General features: G+C 61.1%; 18 protein-coding genes. 10 read left to right on the top strand and 8 right to left on the bottom strand.

Annotated elements, in window-relative coordinates; genetic code table 11:
- Positions 1-184 precede the first annotated feature (184 nt).
- Positions 185-1,504 (top strand): type VI secretion system Vgr family protein, encoded by a 1,320-nt coding sequence (locus B0D71_RS25635; RefSeq protein WP_103397200.1) that lies wholly within the window; start codon positions 185-187, stop codon positions 1,502-1,504.
- Positions 1,501-2,301 (top strand): DUF4123 domain-containing protein, encoded by an 801-nt coding sequence (locus B0D71_RS25640; RefSeq protein WP_103397201.1) that lies wholly within the window; start codon positions 1,501-1,503, stop codon positions 2,299-2,301. The genes B0D71_RS25635 and B0D71_RS25640 overlap by 4 nt, the downstream gene beginning before the upstream one ends.
- Positions 2,302-2,317: 16 nt before the next feature.
- Here the strand turns inward: B0D71_RS25640 and B0D71_RS25645 are convergent, their stop codons facing one another.
- Together B0D71_RS25645 and B0D71_RS25650 are read right to left on the bottom strand one after the other, a co-directional pair.
- Positions 2,318-3,667 (bottom strand): MATE family efflux transporter, encoded by a 1,350-nt coding sequence (locus tag B0D71_RS25645; protein WP_103397202.1) that lies wholly within the window; start codon positions 3,665-3,667, stop codon positions 2,318-2,320.
- Positions 3,668-3,733: 66 nt separating this feature from the next.
- Positions 3,734-4,027 carry a hypothetical protein gene (locus B0D71_RS25650; protein ID WP_103397203.1) on the bottom strand — a complete coding sequence of 98 codons (294 nt, stop codon included), beginning with the start codon at positions 4,025-4,027 and terminating at the stop codon, positions 3,734-3,736.
- Positions 4,028-4,200: 173 nt separating this feature from the next.
- On the opposite strand from B0D71_RS25650, the gene B0D71_RS25655 reads away from it, so the two are divergent.
- The 5 genes from B0D71_RS25655 (at position 4,201) to B0D71_RS25675 (ending at position 8,607) form a co-directional block, all read left to right on the top strand.
- Positions 4,201-4,503: a MazG-like family protein gene (locus B0D71_RS25655; protein ID WP_085727452.1), complete on the top strand. Its 303-nt coding sequence runs from the start codon at positions 4,201-4,203 to the stop codon at positions 4,501-4,503.
- Positions 4,503-5,252 (top strand): methyltransferase domain-containing protein, encoded by a 750-nt coding sequence (locus B0D71_RS25660; protein ID WP_103397204.1) that lies wholly within the window; start codon positions 4,503-4,505, stop codon positions 5,250-5,252. The genes B0D71_RS25655 and B0D71_RS25660 overlap by 1 nt, the downstream gene beginning before the upstream one ends.
- Positions 5,253-5,264: 12 nt before the next feature.
- A complete protein-coding gene (locus tag B0D71_RS25665; RefSeq protein WP_103397205.1) occupies positions 5,265-5,873 on the top strand; it encodes a DUF4136 domain-containing protein in 609 nt (202 codons plus the stop codon).
- Between the two features lie 39 nt (positions 5,874-5,912).
- The gene (locus tag B0D71_RS25670) at positions 5,913-6,476 is read left to right on the top strand and encodes a DUF4136 domain-containing protein (RefSeq protein WP_103397206.1); all 564 of its coding nucleotides are present in this window, start codon (positions 5,913-5,915) and stop codon (positions 6,474-6,476) included.
- A 148-nt stretch (positions 6,477-6,624) separates the two neighbouring features.
- Positions 6,625-8,607, top strand: coding sequence for a pilus assembly protein TadG-related protein (locus tag B0D71_RS25675; RefSeq protein WP_103397207.1), 1,983 nt, complete (start codon positions 6,625-6,627; stop codon positions 8,605-8,607).
- On the opposite strand, the gene B0D71_RS25680 is transcribed toward B0D71_RS25675, so the two are convergent.
- The gene (locus B0D71_RS25680; RefSeq protein ID WP_103397208.1) at positions 8,604-11,345 is read right to left on the bottom strand and encodes a PAS domain-containing sensor histidine kinase; all 2,742 of its coding nucleotides are present in this window, start codon (positions 11,343-11,345) and stop codon (positions 8,604-8,606) included. The genes B0D71_RS25675 and B0D71_RS25680 overlap by 4 nt on opposite strands.
- Positions 11,342-11,782, bottom strand: coding sequence for a TadE/TadG family type IV pilus assembly protein (locus B0D71_RS25685; protein ID WP_103397209.1), 441 nt, complete (start codon positions 11,780-11,782; stop codon positions 11,342-11,344). The genes B0D71_RS25680 and B0D71_RS25685 overlap by 4 nt, the downstream gene beginning before the upstream one ends.
- Positions 11,783-11,857: 75 nt before the next feature.
- Here B0D71_RS25685 and B0D71_RS25690 point away from each other — a divergent pair, with 75 nt between their 5' ends.
- From B0D71_RS25690 to B0D71_RS25705, 3 genes are all read left to right on the top strand, one after another.
- Entirely contained in the window at positions 11,858-12,328 is a 471-nt protein-coding gene (locus tag B0D71_RS25690) for a prepilin peptidase (RefSeq protein WP_103397210.1), read from the top strand.
- 114 nt (positions 12,329-12,442) lie between these two features.
- The gene (locus B0D71_RS25695; protein ID WP_103397211.1) at positions 12,443-13,216 is read left to right on the top strand and encodes a response regulator transcription factor; all 774 of its coding nucleotides are present in this window, start codon (positions 12,443-12,445) and stop codon (positions 13,214-13,216) included.
- Between the two features lie 868 nt (positions 13,217-14,084).
- Positions 14,085-14,348, top strand: coding sequence for a DUF6124 family protein (locus tag B0D71_RS25705; RefSeq protein ID WP_103397212.1), 264 nt, complete (start codon positions 14,085-14,087; stop codon positions 14,346-14,348).
- Here the strand turns inward: B0D71_RS25705 and B0D71_RS25710 are convergent.
- The 4 genes from B0D71_RS25710 to B0D71_RS25725 are packed head-to-tail and all read right to left on the bottom strand — an operon-like array spanning position 14,345 to position 18,599.
- Positions 14,345-15,235 carry a type II secretion system F family protein gene (locus B0D71_RS25710; protein ID WP_103397213.1) on the bottom strand — a complete coding sequence of 297 codons (891 nt, stop codon included), beginning with the start codon at positions 15,233-15,235 and terminating at the stop codon, positions 14,345-14,347. The two genes, B0D71_RS25705 and B0D71_RS25710, sit on opposite strands and share 4 nt — an antisense overlap.
- A 2-nt stretch (positions 15,236-15,237) precedes the next feature.
- On the bottom strand, positions 15,238-16,122 hold the full coding sequence (locus tag B0D71_RS25715; protein ID WP_103397214.1) for a type II secretion system F family protein: 885 nt from the start codon (positions 16,120-16,122) through the stop codon (positions 15,238-15,240).
- Positions 16,123-16,131: 9 nt separating this feature from the next.
- Positions 16,132-17,412 (bottom strand): TadA family conjugal transfer-associated ATPase, encoded by a 1,281-nt coding sequence (locus B0D71_RS25720; RefSeq protein ID WP_103397215.1) that lies wholly within the window; start codon positions 17,410-17,412, stop codon positions 16,132-16,134.
- Positions 17,409-18,599 carry a CpaE/TadZ family protein gene (locus B0D71_RS25725; protein WP_103397216.1) on the bottom strand — a complete coding sequence of 397 codons (1,191 nt, stop codon included), beginning with the start codon at positions 18,597-18,599 and terminating at the stop codon, positions 17,409-17,411. Before B0D71_RS25725 ends, B0D71_RS25720 begins: the two co-directional genes overlap by 4 nt.
- Positions 18,600-18,609 lie beyond the last annotated feature (10 nt).

Consider the following 18,609-nt stretch of genomic DNA (forward strand, 5'->3'; position numbering starts at 1 on the left):
GGAAATTTCAGATGACCTGGTGCGGCAATTCTCCTATTTCATACGAAGTTTCCCGCGTACTCGACCACCCGAAGCACTTGGTCTTCTTTTCGCGTAGGTTATTTCCTTATTTGTATTTCGGCACTCTACTCGGCCATGTCTCTCAGCGAGAATCCCCGACCGCCCCTCCTGTAGAGAAACGCCGATGTTCAATCCAGTCAGTGAACCGTCATTTCGTCTGGATGTTGCAGGTCTGCCCGACGCCTTTGAGGTCCTGGCCTTTACCGGTAGAGAAGCCATCAGTGAGCCGTTCGTGTTCGACCTGGAACTGCTGATCGATGACCCGGTGCTTGACCTTGCCAGTTTGCTGTACCGCCCGGCCTCGTTGCATTTCGGGCCAGCCGGAAGCCTCGTGCATGGACAATTGCTTGAACTCGTCCAGCGTGATCATGCCTCGGGCCCCCGACTCTGCCAGGTGCGCCTGGGGCCAAAGCTGGCTTGCCTGGCCCAGCGCTTCAGCCAACGAATATTCAGTGCCCGTTCAGTGCCGCAAATCCTTGATCAGGTGCTCAAGGAGCACGGTATTACCGGTAAAGATCGGCGCATGGAGCTGAGCGGCGACCACCCACCCCGGGATTTTTGCACGCAATATCGAGAGTCAGACCTGCAATTTCTCCAGCGGCTGTGCGCCCAGGAACGGCTTCACTACTACTTCGAACACCGGTCCCGCGGGCACTGCGTGGTGTTTGGGGATGATCAGCAGCATTTTCGAACCGGCGAACCGGCGGTATTGAGCAACGAGGGTGATCGGCCGGCGGTGCGGCAGCTTGAACGTCAGCGCTGCACTGTGACAGCGGCGCAGTGTGCCGACTGCCGGACAGACCTGGCGACGCTACGCAGTGGTCGGCTGATGCCGCTGTCTGGTCATCCGGTTGCCGATTGCAACCGACTCTGGCTGCTGACCCACGTTGAGCATTGGGGCAGCCAGGATTCGGCGACGCCCTACCACAATCAGGCCCGCGCCGTGCAATGGCCGGCATCCTTCGAGCCGCCCTGTGGGACGGTCAAACCACAGATGCATAGCCTGCAACGGGCGTGGGTCGTCGAGGTCGATGAACCGTGTCCCGACCCTGCCAGGCCGGTTCCGGTGCAGTTCGACTGGCTTTATCAGGGCGAAGGGGCGGCGCCCAGTCACTGTTGGCTGCCATTGGCCGGACCGTTGCAAGCCGAGACGTTCTCGCCTTTGCGCGAAGGAACCGAGCTGGTCGTGAGTTTTATCGAAGGCGATCCCGACCAGCCGCAGATCTCCGGGGTGCTGCATGCACCGGCACCGGTCGAGGTGACAGGGGTGACCGAGCCCCAGCCCCTCTGCACGAATGACGATGGCCTGGAGCAATGGTTACGGTCGGCGGAGCCATTACTGATGCTGTGCCTGCTGCCCGGTGGTGGCAGCTTCAACCATTGTGCACAGGCGTTGTGTACCTGTCGTCTGGCGACACAGCTAGGCCAGAGTTCTGGAGCATGATCGTCACGTGCACGCCAGAGGCACCCCCGCAGTGGCTGTTGCTGGATGTGCCGGGCATGCCGCAAGCGGGTGTCACGCTTCGGCAGATGTTTGTGCAGGCCCGGTGGTCCGGTTTGTTCGAAGGTACGGAGTGGCATGCGCTACATGAGCAGGGACCGGTCCTGGTCGATCTGCGCACCTGCCCGGCACTCGCCGATTTATGCATCGTCGACGGACAACGCTGGCCCGGATTGCTGATGGTCAGCGAGGCCAGCGCTTCGTCGTTGCTGGCGCATTTACGACGCATGCTCACGGTTACGCTGGGCCTGCACCGGGCCCTTTTGAGCTACTACAACCCGATCACCGCCAGCTATTTTTTCGATGCCTGCGATGCCGCTGAACTGAGCCGCTGGCTAGGGCCTATCCACCAGTTACGCTGGTTCGGCGGCAGTTGGGGCGACCGCGCGATGGGATGTGAGGGCTGGCAGCGCTTGTCCAACCCGGGGCTGGCGGTCAGACCGTTGGCAGTCGAGGAGAGCCTCAGTGTCGGGCAACAGGGAAAGCTGCAAACCTGCTTGCTCGAACAACATGCCTGGCGCTGGAGCCGATCCACTGGTGCCGATTTCTCCCGCCTGTGGGCCCATGTGCAGGAGGGACTGGCACTGGGTTTCAGTGAACGCCCGGTACTTGATGGCTGGATCTGTCTACGCTTGCAGTATCCCGACGCCGTGCCCGTGCAGCCATTGCCGGGCAGGACTCAACAGGAGCGCCTCGATAGCCTGCGTCACCTGTGGCAGAACGACCAACCCTGGCCGTGAGGTCGAAACAGTCCGTTCAGTGAGTGCTGCCAGCGAACCAGCCATCGTTACGGCGCAGGCGCCAGGCGATCACGCCGAGGGTCAGACTGCGCAGCAGCATGAACAACAAGAAGGTTATCCACAGGCCGTGGTTGCCCCAGCCTTGCAGTACCCAGCCGAAAGGCAGCACCAGCGCCACGGTCAGCAGCATGCCATTGCGCATTTCCCTGGCCCGGGTGGCGCCGATGAACAGGCCGTCGAGCAGGTAACTCCAGACGGCGATCAGCGGCAAGACGGCGAGGTAGGGAAGGTAGATGAACGCGGTGTCGCGCACACTTTGAATGTCGGTTTGCATCTCGATGAACAAGTGCCCGGCCAACAGAAACAGCGCGGCGAAACCCAGGCTCGCGAGCAACGACCAGCCGCCAGCCACCACCAATGAACGGCGCAGGGCATCACGATCGCGGGCGCCGAGGGCATGCCCGCACAAGGCTTCGACGGCGTGGGCCAGGCCATCCAGCGCGTGGGCGGTCAGCAGCAGGCCATTGAGCAAAAGCGCATTGGCCGCGACTGTGGCGTCGCCCAGCCGCGTGCCTTGCACCGTGATCAGGAAAAACACCGATTGCAGCGCCAGGCTGCGGATGAAGATGTCGCGGTTGACCGCCAGCAATGGCCGCCAACTCTGCCACAGTGCCAATGCCGCCCAGGCGATATGCCCGGGATAGGCGCGCAGCGCTTTGCGGGTCATCAGCAAGCCGATCAGAGCCCCCGTCCATTCGGCAATCACCGAGGCCCGGGCCGCACCGACCACGCCCCATTCCAGTCCGAGGACGAACCACAGGTTCAGGGCAATGTTGACCAGGTTGGTGCTCAGCAAGATCGCCAGCGGCGCCCGGGCGTTCTGGGTGCCGAGGAACCAGCCGACCAAGGCATAACTGGCCAGCGCTGCGGGGAGTCCGAACAGACGGGTGTGGAAAAACTCGCGGGTCAGTAGATCGAGCTCCGGCGACGGTTGCATGAAGTGCAACGCCACCCCACTCAACGGCACGCCCACCGCGCCCAAGACCAGGGCCAGGCCGATGGCGAGCAACAGGCCTTGCAACAGAATCTGCCGTAAGGCCGCGCCATCGCCACGCCCCGCCGCCTGGGCGGCGAACCCGGTGGAACCCATGCGCAGAAAACCCATGGCCCAGGCGAGGAAGGTATACAGGCTGGCCCCGACCGCGACGGCGCCGAGTTGATGGGCATGGGGCAGGTGGCCGATGACGGTGCTGTCGACCAGTGCCACCAGCGGTACGGAAATGTTCGAGAGAATCATCGGCGCGGCGAGCGCCCAGACCCGGCGATGGGTAGGGCGGTCGCGCCAGTCGGCGGTCAGGTTGGACATGCAGGCTCCTTGGGGGAGCGGGCATTGTAGCGACACATTTGAAATCTTCCGCGATCCATTGTGGTGTCAGTGAATGATCCAACTGAGCAACCAAAGCCCCAGCATCAACCAGATGATCCCCATGATGAACGACGCATTGAGAAAGGCGCGGATCGCCGACCACAGCAGTATCAGCCCGAGGATCAAGGTCACGATGCTGACGACCGAGGTATCCATGCCCAGTGCGCTGGACAAGCCTTCGACAAAGTTGCTGCTGGCGTTGCTCAACAGGTTGAACAGCCCGCTGAGGCCATCAACGATAAAACGGATGATCGAGCCGAGTACCTGGCCGAGCCATTCGGAAAAACCTTCTACCTGCATGGAGTGGCGTCCTGATTAAAGAGAATCGAGTCTTGGGCTGTCGATCGTACTGTCGAGTTCCCACAAGCATAGAGCGTTGCACTGCTCCCACAATAAACAACCCTAACCGCTCAATCATGTCACTTGCCTTCACCCGTCATCCCCCCGAAGCTATACGCCTTCAGGAGAGCCCGATGAACCTTGTTGAACTGACCGAACGCCTGCACGCCATTCGTGACCGCAATGACTGGCGGCAATTTCACAGCCCGAAAAACCTGGCCATGGCCGCGAGCGTGGAAATGTCCGAGCTGGTGGAGATTTTCCAGTGGCTGACCGAAGACCAGTCACGCCAGTTGCCTGCGGACAAACTCGCCCACGCCGGGCAGGAAGTCGGTGACATTGTGCTTTATCTGTTGCTGTTGTGCAGCGAGCTGGGCCTGGACATGGACGCAGTGGTGCGCAGCAAACTGGCGGACAGCGAACGGAGGTTCAGCTGATGAGCGACCGTCATTTCGATCAACTGGCGACCCGATTCGCCGAAAAAATCTACGGCGGTGCCAAAGGTGCGATCCGTCTGGCGGTGTTACAGGCCGATCTGGCCGAAACCTTGCCCGACCGTCCCCTGCGCGTGCTGGACATCGGCGCCGGCCTTGGTCACATGTCGCTGTGGCTGGCCCAGCGTGGCCATCAGGTGACCCTCGCCGAACCTGCCGAGCCCATGCTCGAAGGCGCCCGCCAGCGCTTTGCCGAAGCCGGGCAGAGCGCCACGTTCATTCAGGCACCCTGGCAGGCGCTGCTCGGCCAGCTCACCGAACCCTACGACCTGGTGCTGTGCCACGCCGTGCTGGAGTGGCTGGCCGAACCCCACGCCATCCTGCCGGTGCTGCATCAACTGACCAAGGCGGATGGCTGGCTGTCCCTGGCGTTCTACAACCGCGACGCGCTGATTTATCGCAACTTGCTCAAGGGCCATTTCCGCAAGATGCGCAAGAACGACATGGCTGGCGAAAAGCAGAGCCTGACCCCGCAGCAGCCCCTTGATCCGCGCGAACTGGCGGCGCAACTTGAAGGTATGTGGCAGGTCGAAACCCAGAGTGGCGTGCGGGTTTTTCACGATTACATGCCGGCGGAATTCCAGGCCCGCGCCGAACTGGTGGACCTGCTGGAAATGGAATTGGCCCACCGCCGTCATCCAGCCTTTGCCGGGCTTGGGCGTTACTTGCACTGGATCTGTCGGCCTGTCTGATCGGAGTTCGAAATGAAAAATCATTCAGGTGTACTGGTGTTCTGCCTGGGGCTGGCGGCCTGTCAGGCCAGCAACCCGTATGTCGCCACGTCCAATCCTTTGCCACCGGCGCCGCCCCAGGCCGCCAATACCTTTGACCGCAGTGCGTATCCGGCCCCGCCCCGTGACTACGCCAAGTACCGCAGTTGGGCATGGCTTGACGGGCACTTGCCTCCGGGCACGGTCTGGGCGGACTCGGCGCAGGTGGCCGAAGTGGTCAGCAATGCGCTGGATCAACGCGGCTTGCGCCCGTTGCACGACAATCGCCCGGCCGACGTGTTGGTCAGCGCCGACCTGCGCATGGAAACCCGTATTCGTCAGGTGCAGGACGATTATTACGGCGGCGGTTATGGCGGCTACAACGGCTACGGCCCAGGTTATGGTGGCTATGCCACGGTGCCGATCGTGCGGACGTATCAGGAACAGGTCCTGGTGGTGCAGGTGAACATGTTCGATGCCCACAGCGGTCAGCCCGTGTGGAGCGCCAGCGCGGAAACCGCTAGCGGCGGTAACGAGAGCAAACGCGCCGATGCACTTCGGGAGGCTGTGGAAAAGGCAATGTCGGCGTATCCTCCTGGTTAGCTATCTTGTAGATAAGAAGCATTCCGCAGGAGAACCATCATGTTCCGCCGTTTCGTTCTACTGGCCATGGCCGTGCTGCTCAGTGCCTGCGCCGCCAACCAGGTCAACCATGATTATGACGCCAGCCGCGATTTTGCTGCCTATCGCAGCTGGACCTGGAAAGAACCCGCCCTGCAATACCGTCCCGATGATCCACGGATCAAGAGCGACCTGACCGAACAGCGCATCCGTCAGGCGGTTGCCGATCAACTGGATCAGCGCGGTCTGCGCCCGGCCGCCGCAGGCGCCAAGGGCGATTTGAATGTGCAGACCTACCTGATTGTCGAAGAGCGGCAACAGCAGGTGACCACCAACTACGGTGGCGGTTGGGGTAATCCGTGGTATGGCTACTACGGCGCCCCCATGTATAACGAAACCCGCAGCGTCAGCTACAAAGTGGCGACCATCCAGATCGACCTGCTCGATGGCAAGGATGGCAAGCTGGTATGGCGCGGCAGTGACGAACAGATACTCAGCCGCACGCCGAACCCGACGGATCGTCGCGATGCCATCTGGGAAACGGTCACGCGGATATTGGCCAACTATCCACCGCACGCCTCCTAGAAACACCCCAGTCCTGTAACCTCTGTGCTCTCACAGGGGTTTTTGTGCTGGGCACTGGCAAGTTGCCAGCAGCCACCGCCACCCTTGTCTACACTGCTGGTCACCCATGGAGGTTGCGCCCGGCTGTGCGCCGGCAAAGGAGTGCGCCATGTCTCCCCGCCTGCAGTTTCGCGGCCCGGCCCGGCAACGGGGGGCGATTGGCCTGATGGCCGCGTTGACCCTGACCCTGGCGTTGGGGTTCATGCTGTTGGTGATCGATACCGGCAGGCTGTACCTGGAAAAACGTAGTTTGCAGCGCGTGGCCGACATGGCCGCGCTTGAAGCGGCGACAAGAGGTGGAGACTGTTCCGCCAGCTCAACCGCAAACACCTATGCCACGGCCAGCGCACAACGAAATGGTTTCGCGCTTCCCAGTACCGGGCGCGCACTGGCTGTGGCGTGCGGCGCGTTGACCCTTGATGCCAACAACCTTCGGGTATTCAGTGCAGACCCAAGCAAAAGCGAGGCTATTCGGGTTATCGCCAGCCATGTCGTGCAACAAAGTATTGCCGGTGGCATCGGCGCTTTGTTCGGCGGCGCACCGGCGGGTTCAACGATGACGCTGAACGCCACGGCGGTCGCTGCGCTGCCGCCCCCCCTGGCTTCATTGACGATCCGCAGTACGGCCCTGACGTTCGATGACAGCAAGGCGGCCATTACCAGTCTGCTTTTCGGGGGATTGCTGGGGGGGAACGTCACTGTCAGTGCGGCGGGTTGGAACGGTTTGGTCAACACCAACATCAGCCTGCTCGGCTACCTCAATCGGTTGAAAATTGACCTCGGCCTGACCGCCGCTGGCTACGATCAGGTGCTGGGCAATACAGTCAATGTCAGCCAGTTGACCCAGACCACCATCAACGTGCTGGACCCCAACGGCACACTTGGCGCAACCGCAACGATCGTCAGCCTGCAAGCACTGAAGGTGGCAGCGGGGACGACGTCCGTCGTGCTGGGGAATTTGTTGCATGTTGAAAGTGGCACCGACATCTCGGCCTTTGCCGTGAATCTGAAAGCGTTCGATCTGATCGAAGGGTTCGTGCAACTGGCCAACAAGAAGAACGCCCTGGTTGCGAGCTTGCCGATCGACATCGCAGGGCTGGCGCAAATCACTGCACGGGTGCAGGTGATGGAGCCGCCGCAACTGTCGGCCATCGGCAATCCGAAAAACGCGGCATTGGCCCCTTTGGGCCCCAACCGCATCTATGTACGCACGGCTCAGGTCAAGACACTGTTGTCGATCAACCTGCCCGTACTGGATGCCATCACGCCTCTGGTCAACGCCGTCATCAATCTCGTTGCACCGTTGACCAATACCCTGAATGCATTGCTGCATCTGAACCTGGTAGGCGTTGTCAACTCATTGACCTGCGCATTGCTCGTGCCATGTGACACCCCGGAAATCAAGCTGTTGCCACCACCGATACGGATCGACGTGGCGCTGGAAGCGGCCGGCGCCTGGAGCTATGTCACGGCTTACAGTTGTGTGAGTGCGACGAATAAAAGTCTGACGACCAACACCACGACCACGCTGATCGGATTGAAGATCGGGCAGATCAATCCTGCCGATGTGTTTGGCTCACCCACTGTTCCACCCAGCAACAACGTCAACCCTCTGAAGGTCATTGATATCGGCGTGCAGACCTGCCAACGGCTGCTGTTCTTGCCGCTAAGCTGTTACAACCACCAGCCCGGCGTTGGTGGTGGCATCGATATCATGGTCAACATCCCGATTGCTCAAAATGCCAACATGTCCCACGTCTATTCAGCGCCGGCAGCGGCCAATCTGCCGGAGATCAATCAGCCTCCGTTTTACTACGCCTTCACCACGACCAATATCGTCAACAGCCTGAGCACCACCGTCAGCAACCTTGGCGTCAATATGTACGGGCCGTCGGGCAGCATCGTGGGTGGCTTGGAGAGCATTTTGAGTGATGTCACTGCCGCGCTGGTCAATGCGATCAACACCGTACTCAGCCCATTGCTGGACACGCTGATCAACACGCTGCTGGCGAGCCTGGGGATCGACTTGAACAAAGTCGAGGTGGGTGCCAACCTCAGTTGTCACTCGGGACGCCCATCCCTGGTGATCTAGTCCGCCAGCACAATCGGCAGTTCAATGCAGAAGCGCGCGCCCTCGGTGGAGTTCCTGACGCTCAGTTTGCCGCCCATGTTCTCGACGATGCCGTAGCTTACCGACAGCCCAAGACCGGTGCCGACGCCGACCGGTTTGGTGGTGAAGAACGGCTCGAAAATCCGCTCCAGCAAACGTGGGTCGATACCGCCGCCGTTGTCTTCGACCCACAGGCGTACCGAGTGCGTATCCCGTTCGGCGTACAGCGAAATCCACGGCTTGAATCCGGGTTTTTTTTCGCGCTTGTCGAGCAGGGCATCCCGGGCATTGACCATCAGGTTGATCAGCACTTGTTCAAGCTGGTCGACGTAGCCGCGCACCTGCACGTCAAAACCGGTCTCGCTGATGCGCAGGTCGACGCCTTTGCCGCGCATGCCCTCGGACAACAGCGACAACGTGCCTTCGATGGCATGGGCGGGGTTGAACGGTTGCTGTTCGATTTCCGAGCGACGGCCGAACACCCGCATGTGGTCCACCACCCGTGCGGCGCGTTGCACTTGGGTATCGATGCGGGTGAGTTTGTCGATCAGGTAATCGACCTGCACGTCGTCATTGTTCAGTCGTTTGAGGACATTGACGATGGCCATGCGCATCACGTTCAACGGCTGGTTGATCTCATGGGCCAGGCCGGTGGCCATTTCACCGAGGGTGGCCATTTTCGCGCTTTGTGTGAGCTGCTGCTGCGAGCGCCGCACCTCGGTGTTGTCGCGCCCAACGGCCTGGATCTCGAGCAAGCGGCCCTGCTCATCGAATACCCCGCGATCGGACCAGACCCACCAGGCGTGTTCGCGGCCGGGCAGTTGCAGGTTGATCTCGGCGGTGCTGACCGGAAACTCGGGGCTCAACTGGTTCAGTCGTTGGGTGAACGCATCACGCTGTTCGGCGGACATCCAACTGCCCAGATTCACCCCCGGCAACTGCTCGGGCGCCAGTTCCAGATACGTGGCCAACGGTCGGTTGCCGAAGGTCAGGGTCAGGTCCGGCAGGTAGCGGCAGATCATCGCCGGCGAGTCTTCCACCAGAATCCGGTAGCGTTCTTCACTCTGCCTGACCTGTTCGGTGGCCAGGGTCGCGTCCGTGACGTCCAGCCACAGACCCACGGCCTCTACCGGCAAGCCGAGGTCGTCGCGCAACAACTTCGCTTCATCGAGCAACCAGTGATAGTCGCCGCGACTGTCGCGCAACCGATAGCGGGCGCGCACCGAGCCTTCACGCAGTAACTGCCGGGTGCGCTCGAAATACTGCGGGCGGTCGTCGGGATGCACCCGCTCCACCAGCGTTCCCGGTGCGCAGTCGGCCAGGGTCCAGCCGAGCAGCGGCAACAGGCTGTCGCTGAAGAACACCGGTTGCAACGCACCTTCGACATAGCGCTGTACGTAAATCACCGCCGGTGAGCTGGCGATCAGGTTGTCCAGGCGCGCGTGGGCGGCGGCGGCGCTCTGCTCCTGATTCTTGATGTCGCTGATGTCGAGCATGAAACCCACCAGACGGCGGTTTTTCCCTACGCCCAGCGCCTGACCCTGCAGGCGATACCAGACCGGTTCGAAGCCATCGTCGGGGCGATACAGGCGCACGCACAACAGCAGTGGCATGCCGGAGTCCTGCAAGTCTTGCAGGTGGATGCGCAGCGCTTCGCGGTCGGCGGGATAGACCTGATCGAGCCAGTCCTGCACGGATAAGCGTGACGTTTCAAGGTTCAGGGTCGTGGCCAGCGACGGAGCCAACTGCACCTCGTTGCTGTCGCTGAACACTTCCCACCAGCCAGTGCCGAGTAGCGCTTGCAGCGATTCCAGACGTTCCAATTGCAGATGATGCCGATGCTCGCGCAGGCGTTCGAGCAAGGGGCTGGCGAGCGCGGCGGTGATTTGCAGCCAATCGCGTTCAGTGACATCGGGGGCGCGTTGTGGCGCTGTGAAGAAACCACACAGCAACCAGGCGACCACTCCTTGCGCATCGTGATAGGGCACGGCGAAGCCATCGGTATTGCCGAAAGTGTCTTGCAGGCGCGGGTGTTCGCGCAGGGTCAGGTGCTGCGGTGCCGAGCCGCTCAAACTGTCCAGCCCCGTGCCCAGGCGTTGGCCGTTTCGCCACAGTTGCGGTGCATCCAGGGCTGCGTAGTGCTGGTGAATTTGCCAGCCCTGCTCCTGCTCATCGAGCAGGGCCAGGGCAATGCAGGGGACCTGAAAACGCTGGGCCAGGCTTTGCAGTTGTACGCCCAGCACCTCGGGCAGGCGCGTCAGGCTGCACAGGCGCAACTGTTCGGCGATTTGCATCGCCAGCACCTGGCATTGCTCGCGGTTGCGCGATTGCCGGCGTTCGAGCAACAAGTCGCCGATGTCGAGCATCTGCAGCAACCAGGCATCGGCCAAGGGTTGCACCCAACCGCGCAAATGCAGCGGTGGACCGTTGAGGCTGTAGAAGTCCAGGTCCAGGTTTTGTCCTCGCCAATCCGCCGGCGCACCCTCGATGACGAGGCTGCTGTGGGGCAACAGGAAGTCGAGCAGATGCGGTGCCTGCGCGCCGGGGCTTTGTTGGGCCAGCAGGTGCCGCAGCGGACCGCTCAGTTGAATGACACGCCCTACGGCATCGAGCTGCATCTGCAATCCGAAACTGTGCACCCGCAGTGCCTCTTGCGGCTCCGGCGGGGGCGGCGGATGGCGGTTGAGCAGGCGCCCGAAGAGTTTGTCGCCGGCACTCAAAATTGCAGGCTCGCGCTAGCCGTAAGGGTCGCCGGCAGATTTGGCACCTGACCGATGCCCGGCAGGTTCAGGAACGGGATGGCGGCTCTGATTTTATTGGTGGGGTAACTGATGCGGACTGTCAGCAACCCGCCCACGTAAGTGACGGTGGCGTCGGTGGCAGTATTGAAATTCAGGGCCGGCGGAATCCAGGCCGTTTGTGTGGTCAGTTCCGTTTTGGCGCGGGCGATCAGTGCGGCACCGTAACCGGGGGTGGCCGGATCCAGCGCCACGCTGCGGCGCACGGCTTCGGCGGTCGACTGGTTGAATGACTGCATCAACAACAGCGGCAGGCTGTAGCTGATGATGGCGTAGAACACACCGAAAAAAATGATGAATACCAGGGCGAATTCGATCGCGGCGGCGCCTTTTTGTTTATGGGGGAGGCTGGCTTTCATGAGTGCGTCTACCCTGACCAACACTGTGTAATGTCAGCATAGAATCATTCAGCCAAAACGGACGTTTTTTACCGAATGCAGAGCTTTGTCCTACTGATCTGGTTGGCGCTGTGTGCCGTGCAGGATGCCCGGCAACGGCACATTGCCAATGGCCTGACCCTGGGTGCCGGCGCCTTGGCCCTGGCCTGGTTGCTGTGGAGCGGCACGACCTGGCTGGGTGCCGAGGCGCAACAGGGCGGCTGGGCGTTTTTACTGGCCCTGGGCTTCACCCTACCGGGCTATTCGATGAAACGCCTGGGCGGTGGCGACGTGAAACTCATGGCCGCGCTGGGTCTTGCGACAGACGGTATGCACGTGCTCGGCACGTTCATTGGCGCCGGTTTGGCCAGTGTTTTCTGGGTGCTGCTGGCGCCAAGAGTCTGGCTTCATATGAGTCAAGGGCTTAGAACTCATCTTTTTTATATGGCGCCTGAAATGTCAAAGAAGCAGCCGTTTGCACCGTTCGTGTTGGCGGGGCTGATGCTGACATTGGCCTGGTTCCACTAGTCGGCCCTTTTATGTACAGAGCCTGAAACTACGTCTACTTTTCAGACAGCAGTCGTACAGCCGCTGGCTGTTGGTGAGGGGCGGGTCAACCTTTGGCCTGACAGGGAGTTGCACGTGAGCAAGTTTACTTCGGCAGTAAAAATCCTTGTGGTCGACGACGCGCCATTGATCGTTGAAGAGCTCTGCGAGTTTCTGGAGAGCAAAGGTTACTGTTGTGTTCCCTGCGAGTCGGGCCATCAGGCGATCGAGCGTTTCAACGAAGACCTCGACATCGGCCTGGTGCTGCTGGACTTGCACATGCCCGGCATGGATGGCCTTGAGCTGATGCAGGAGCTGCAACGGCTATCGGGCAAGCACCGGGCGTTCGAGGCGATCATGCTCACCGGGTGTGCCGACAAGCAGGACTTGATCAAGGCCCTGCGCGCTGGCGTTGCCGACTATTACCAGAAGCCGATCGATCTGTATGAGTTGCTCGAAGGTTTGCAGCGTCAGGAAGTGGCCTTGCAGGAGAAGCACAAGAACTTGCAGTTGGGGCATTTGAATCAGAAGCTGCAGTATTTGTCCGAGTCGATCGATGATCTGTACCAGGACCTGGACAAGGTTCGGCGCGGACCGCAAGCGAGTGACCGTGGTGTTGCCGAGGCTGATGCGGTGGAGATTCCGGCGATTTTCAATCAGCTGTCACCGCGGCAACTGGAGGTGGCGCAGTTGGTGGGCAAAGGGCAGACCAATTATCAGATTGCCTGTGAGTTGGGGATTTCCGAGAACACGGTGAAGTTGTATGTGTCGCAGGTGTTGCGGTTGACGCATATGCATAATCGGACGCAGTTGGCGCTGGCTTTGTCGCCCAGTGTTTCCGGGGGGCGGCAGCGGGTTACGGCGCACTGATTTTGTGTACATATCCGTTTCTGCGGTAACGGCCACTTATGGTTTCGCCCTTACGGCGAGTCACTTTTTTTACAAACGCCTAAAAAAAGTAACCAAAAAAACGCTCGCCCCTGGCGTCCGGCCCCTCGCCTAGGCTCGGCGTTCCTTCGCTCCGGTATTCATCCGGGGGCATTGCCCTCCGGTCGGCTTCGCTTCGACCTACATGCAATGAGTTCGACTGCGTCGAACGGCGCTGCGCGCCAATCCCCGGATAAACACCTCCTCTCAGCCTCCCGAGGGGGCGGGTGGATCAAGATCAAGAGCTGCAGGCGAGCTAACGCTCGGCCTGATGAGTGGTGAGGAGCATGGGTGTACGCAGCTCTGCCTTTGCTCTTCTGTAGGAGCGAGCTTGCTCGCGATGGCGGCCCGTCGGCCGACCAATTTCTTTCAGACACACCCAGCCCAACTGTGCGGGCTTGCTCGCGAAGGCGGCCTGCCAGCCGACCCATTTCTTTCAGATGCACCCGTCCCAACTGTAGGCGCGAGCTTGCTCGCGATGGCGTCCTTTCAGCCCACACATTCCTGTGTAGTTTCCTCAAATCCCTGGGAAATCTCCGACACGCTTTTCAGGTTGTCCATCGGAAGTGCCATCTCTAGCCTTTGTCGATCGCTGCAAAATCAGTGATCGGGTTTGGTCGCCCGGGTTTAGAATGGCGCACAGTGCCGCGCGAGCGGCATTTTTGTGCTCGCTTAATGGCGAGCCGTGCGTGGGAGGGCCTAGGCCCTGCCGGGTTTCCATTCCCTGGTCGACCAACCTGCGTACGGTTCGCCACCCTTCTGCTTGGTCGCAGTGGTGGGCGAACTCCAACTCTATGAATGGAGCTTCACCATGATCAAACCAACCCCAAATCCCCCCAGGCAACCGGTCACCCACAAACTCGGCACAATGTTCGTCATCGCCCCGGACATCGATACCGAGACTCTACGGGCCCACGCCTGTGAATCACTGGCGTCGGCGAGTGTGATGGCGAGTGATTTCGCGGGGTTTCTCCAGGGCTCGCAGCGCAATACGCTGCTGGGGATTGCGCAGGTGATCATGCTGGGCGAGCTGGCGGTGAATCGGGCGCTGGATAATCTCGATCCGCAGGACTAGTGGGCAAAGGCCCGAGTCAGGGCAGTGAAGCCCGGGCCGGCCAGGACGATCAATAGCGCCGGGAAGAGAAACAGCATCATCACCACGGACATCTTGGCGGACATCTTGGAGATGTATTCCTGCAAGCGCGTCAGGCGCCGGTCATCGAGCAGCTGTTTGAGCGCCAGCAAGGATTTCATCGCGCCACCCCCTTGGTGGATCAATTGTTGAAGGATCACGCAGGTGTCGGTGAACTCGTCTACCGAAAGCAGTCGGGTGCTTTTGTTCAGCTCTTCGCCCAGTTCCATGCCCGAGTCGACACGGGCCAGAACCAGGCGCAATTCATGGGTCAGGGCGGGCAGCAATTGTTTGCCCTCCTGACTCAGTACACGCAGCGATTGCTCCACCGCCATGCCCGATTCGAACAGGGTGCGCAGCAGCGCAATGAAGGTTGATGTCTCGGTGGCGAGCTGCTTTTGCCGATGCTGTGCGGCGGCGGCCAGCCAGCGTTTGGGTAGCAGATAGCCGAAGCTGGTGGCGAGCATCGGGGCGATCCAGTGGTTCTCCACATTCGGGTAGAACAGCCCCTGGATCAGCAGGCACAAGGTCAGTGCCAGCACCGGGGCACCCACCTGCAAGGCAGCAAACATCGAACGTTGGCGAACGCTGCGCCAGCCCAGGCGGTTGAGCAGGGTCTGGGTTTCGTTGTCCATTTTGACCGACTTTTGCCCCAGACGGCTGGCGCCCAGGGCGTGCAGCAGCTCGCTGAAGCGGCTATCGCCAGGCGCCTTGCCATCCAGTCGCTGGGCCACCTGGCGCGCTCGTCGGCGTTGCTCCAGCAAGGCGCTGATCAGCAACAGTGCAGCCCCGAACAGGAGCAGCGCGCTGATCAGCAAGAGCATCTTCATATTCATAGGCTACGCAACATGCGCCAAAGCGCCAGGCAACCGATCACCTGAAATCCGAAGGCACTCGCCAGCATGGTTTGCCCCGAGCTGTCGTGCCACATGGAAAGCAGGTAGATCGGATTGGTGAGTAGAAAGTAGCCAGCGACCGAGACCGGCAGCAGGGCCAGGACCGCGGCCGTGATGCGGGTTTCGCCGGTCATGGCCTTCAATTGGCGAGCCGCTTGCTCGCGTTCGCGGATCATCTTGATCAGATTTTCCAGCAGCTCACTGGCATTGCCGCCGTAACGGTGGTTGACCTTCAGGCCAAGTGCGAGCAGGCGCAGTTCATCTTTTTCGTACAACTCGGCGAAGTCCGACGCGGCGTCCGCCAGGCTGACCCCCAAATGCATATTGCGCTGAATCCGGCCCATGGCATTTTTCAGCGGATCTTCGGCGGCATCGATGGCGCCCAGTACAGCGTCGGCCAGGGTCCGCCCGGACTTCAGGCTGCGTACGGCATGGTCGAGCAGCATCGGCAGTTGTTCGATCATGCGGCTGAGGCGACGCTGATAACGCCAGCTGACGAACAGCCGTACTGCCGCCGGAGGCACCAGCAGCAACAGCAGTGCGCCGATCCAGCCACCCAAGGCAAACCCCAGTAGCACCCCGAGTATCCAGAACACCAGCCATTGGCCCAGGCGTTCCGTGGGGCGTCCGAGCCCGGCGCGCAGGAACGCCCGCTCAAGCCCTGTCCACGATGATTTGTGCACGACCCGCTGCGGTTGCCCCTGGCTCAGGCGTCCCAGAATCCGTTCGTTGCCGGTCTGGCGCAAACCGTTAAAGAGCAAGCGCAGCGACAGGCCGAGAAGGATCAGGCAAACGAGGATGAGCAGCGCCGGTTTGAGCATGTCGTGGCCTCAATACGCCGAGGGCGACAGCGCCGAGTCCCGGCGCAATTTGTCGCCAGCCGGGTTGAGCGCTTCGCGCAGGAAACCGAAACCGCTGTGGCGGTCGAAACGGAACAGCGTGTTGGTGACATACACGTCATCGCGAACACCGACGACTTCCACCACTTCGCTGACGCAACGGCGACCGTCAGGCATGCGTGTGAGCTGGATGACCACATCGAGCGCCGCGCAGATCATTTGCCGCAACGTGCGCTCGGCGATGCCGCGACCGGTCAAACCCACCAGGGTCTCCAGGCGCAGCAACGCATCCTGGGCGTTGTTGGCATGTACGGTGCTCATCGAGCCGTCGTGGCCGGTGTTCATGGCGGTCAATACATCGACCACTTCGACACCGCGAATTTCGCCGAGGATGATCCGGTCCGGGCGCATCCGCAGGGCGTTGCGAATCAGGTCGCTGGCTTTCACCTCGCCATGGCCTTCGGCATTCGGTGGACGGGTTTCCAGGCGCACGACGTGAGGGTGGCCCAGTTGCAGTTCGGCGACGTCTTCGATGGTGACCAGGCGTTCGTGAGGGCTGATCAACTGGCTGAGAATGTTCAGCAGCGTGGTCTTGCCGGTGCCGGTGCCGCCGCTGATGAGGATGTTGCAGCGTTTGCCCACGGCTTCCTGAATGAATTCATAGATCGCATGATCGATGGTTTGCATTGCCATGAGGTCGGAGCTTTTGAGCATGTCCTGGCGGAATTTTCGGATCGACAGGCACGGGCCATCTAGGGCAATCGGCGGGATGATGGCGTTGACCCGGCTGCCATCCGGCAGGCGCGCGTCGACCATCGGCGAGGACTCGTCGAGCCGCCGGCCTAGCGGCGCGAGAATCCGTTGCATGACACGCTCGACGTGGTGCGAATCGATGAAACGCAAGTCGCTCAGATGCAGCACACCTTCGCGTTCGACAAATACCCGGTGCGGGCCGTTGACCAGGATCTCGGTCACCGCGGTGTCGCGCAGCAGTACTTCCAGTGGGCCGAAACCGGTGAGCTCGTCGACGATTTCCTCGGCCAGACGCTCCATCTCATAGCGGGAAATCGCCAGGTGCAAACGGGCGATGTACTCGGCCACTTTGTCGATCACGAATTGCGACAGCACCTGCCGTGAACCTTCCAGCAGGTTTTTCCCCGACTCTTCGATGGCATCGATGATGTAGCGGTGTAGCACCAGTTTCAGGCCATCGTGGTCGGTATTGCCAACCGCGCCGCGCTGAGGTGAGCCAAAGAGTTTTTCACTGTTCATTGTGCGCCCCTCAAGCGGTTGAACCAGCCGGTCTTGGGTTTGGCCAGGCCTTCGGAGTGCTTGGCCAGGCGCTCGCCGAGGGTGCGCAGGCCCTGGGTGAGGCCTTCGCGTGGGGCCAGTTCGAATAAGGTCAGGCCCTGGTTCTTGGCGTTGAGCCGTACTTCCGGGCTGTAGGCGAGGGTGGCGATGATTTCCAGGCCGAACGTCTTGCCCAGGGTGTCGGAGTCCGGCGCGACGCTGCGCAGGTAGCGATCCACGAGCAATTTGGCGTGATCGAGCTTCATGCCTTTTTCGCGCCAAAGATTGAGCACCGAGAGGTTGCGGCGGCAGTCGAGTACATTTTGATCGGTGTACCACAGCAGTTTGTCGCAATGGCTGACGAAGGTACGCAACGCTTCGCTGTCCGGCTGCCCGGTGAGGTTCACCACGATGTGCTGGAAGTGTTGGCGCAGGGCGCTGAGGAGCATGTACAACTCGGCGGCGCTGGTGTGTTCCAGCGGTTCATCGCCACTGGCGTAGGCGAGGATGCGCAGCCCGGCTTCGCAACTGGTGAAGGCGCTGTCGATCAGCGTCGCGTCGAGGCGGCGCAAATGACGCAACGCGTCGCCGAAATGAAACGAACTCTCCAGACCGAGCAAAGCCAGGCTGTCACCGCGAGGTAAACCAAGGTCCAGCAGCAGCGTGTGCTGACCGCTTTTTTGCACCACTTGCGCCATGTGCGTGGCCAGCAACGCGCCGTCGGCGCTGCTCTGCACGCCGTACAGTACGGTCAGGCGACCCAGGTGCGTGTTTGGCGCGACGGCGGGGAGGCGTTTGCTCAGGCGCCGCACCAGCCCCGCGACTTCACTGGAGCGTGAACCATAGGCCACGAAATCCCTGGCCCCGGCACGCATCGCGTTCAATACCAGCTGGTTGTCCATGCCGTCGCCCAGCGCGACGATCGCCAGCATCGGTTTGGCTTCCAGCGCGCCTTCGATCAACGCGCTCTGGGCCACCACGTGGTCGCGGTCCAGGCCGATGAACACCAGACTGGCAAACGTCACGTCCACCAGTGCCAACAGTTCGTCGAGGCTGCCGCCACCGGCACTGACCACCTGACCCAAGGGCGCAAGCGCGCCTTGCAACCATTCCAGGTCAGTGCTGTTACGCGTAATCGCGAGGAAGGTTTGACTCAGGTTCTGGCTCATTGCGATAACC

The organism is Pseudomonas laurylsulfativorans (assembly GCF_002906155.1).
In the GTDB taxonomy this organism is placed as follows: Bacteria; Pseudomonadota; Gammaproteobacteria; order Pseudomonadales; family Pseudomonadaceae; genus Aquipseudomonas; species Aquipseudomonas laurylsulfativorans.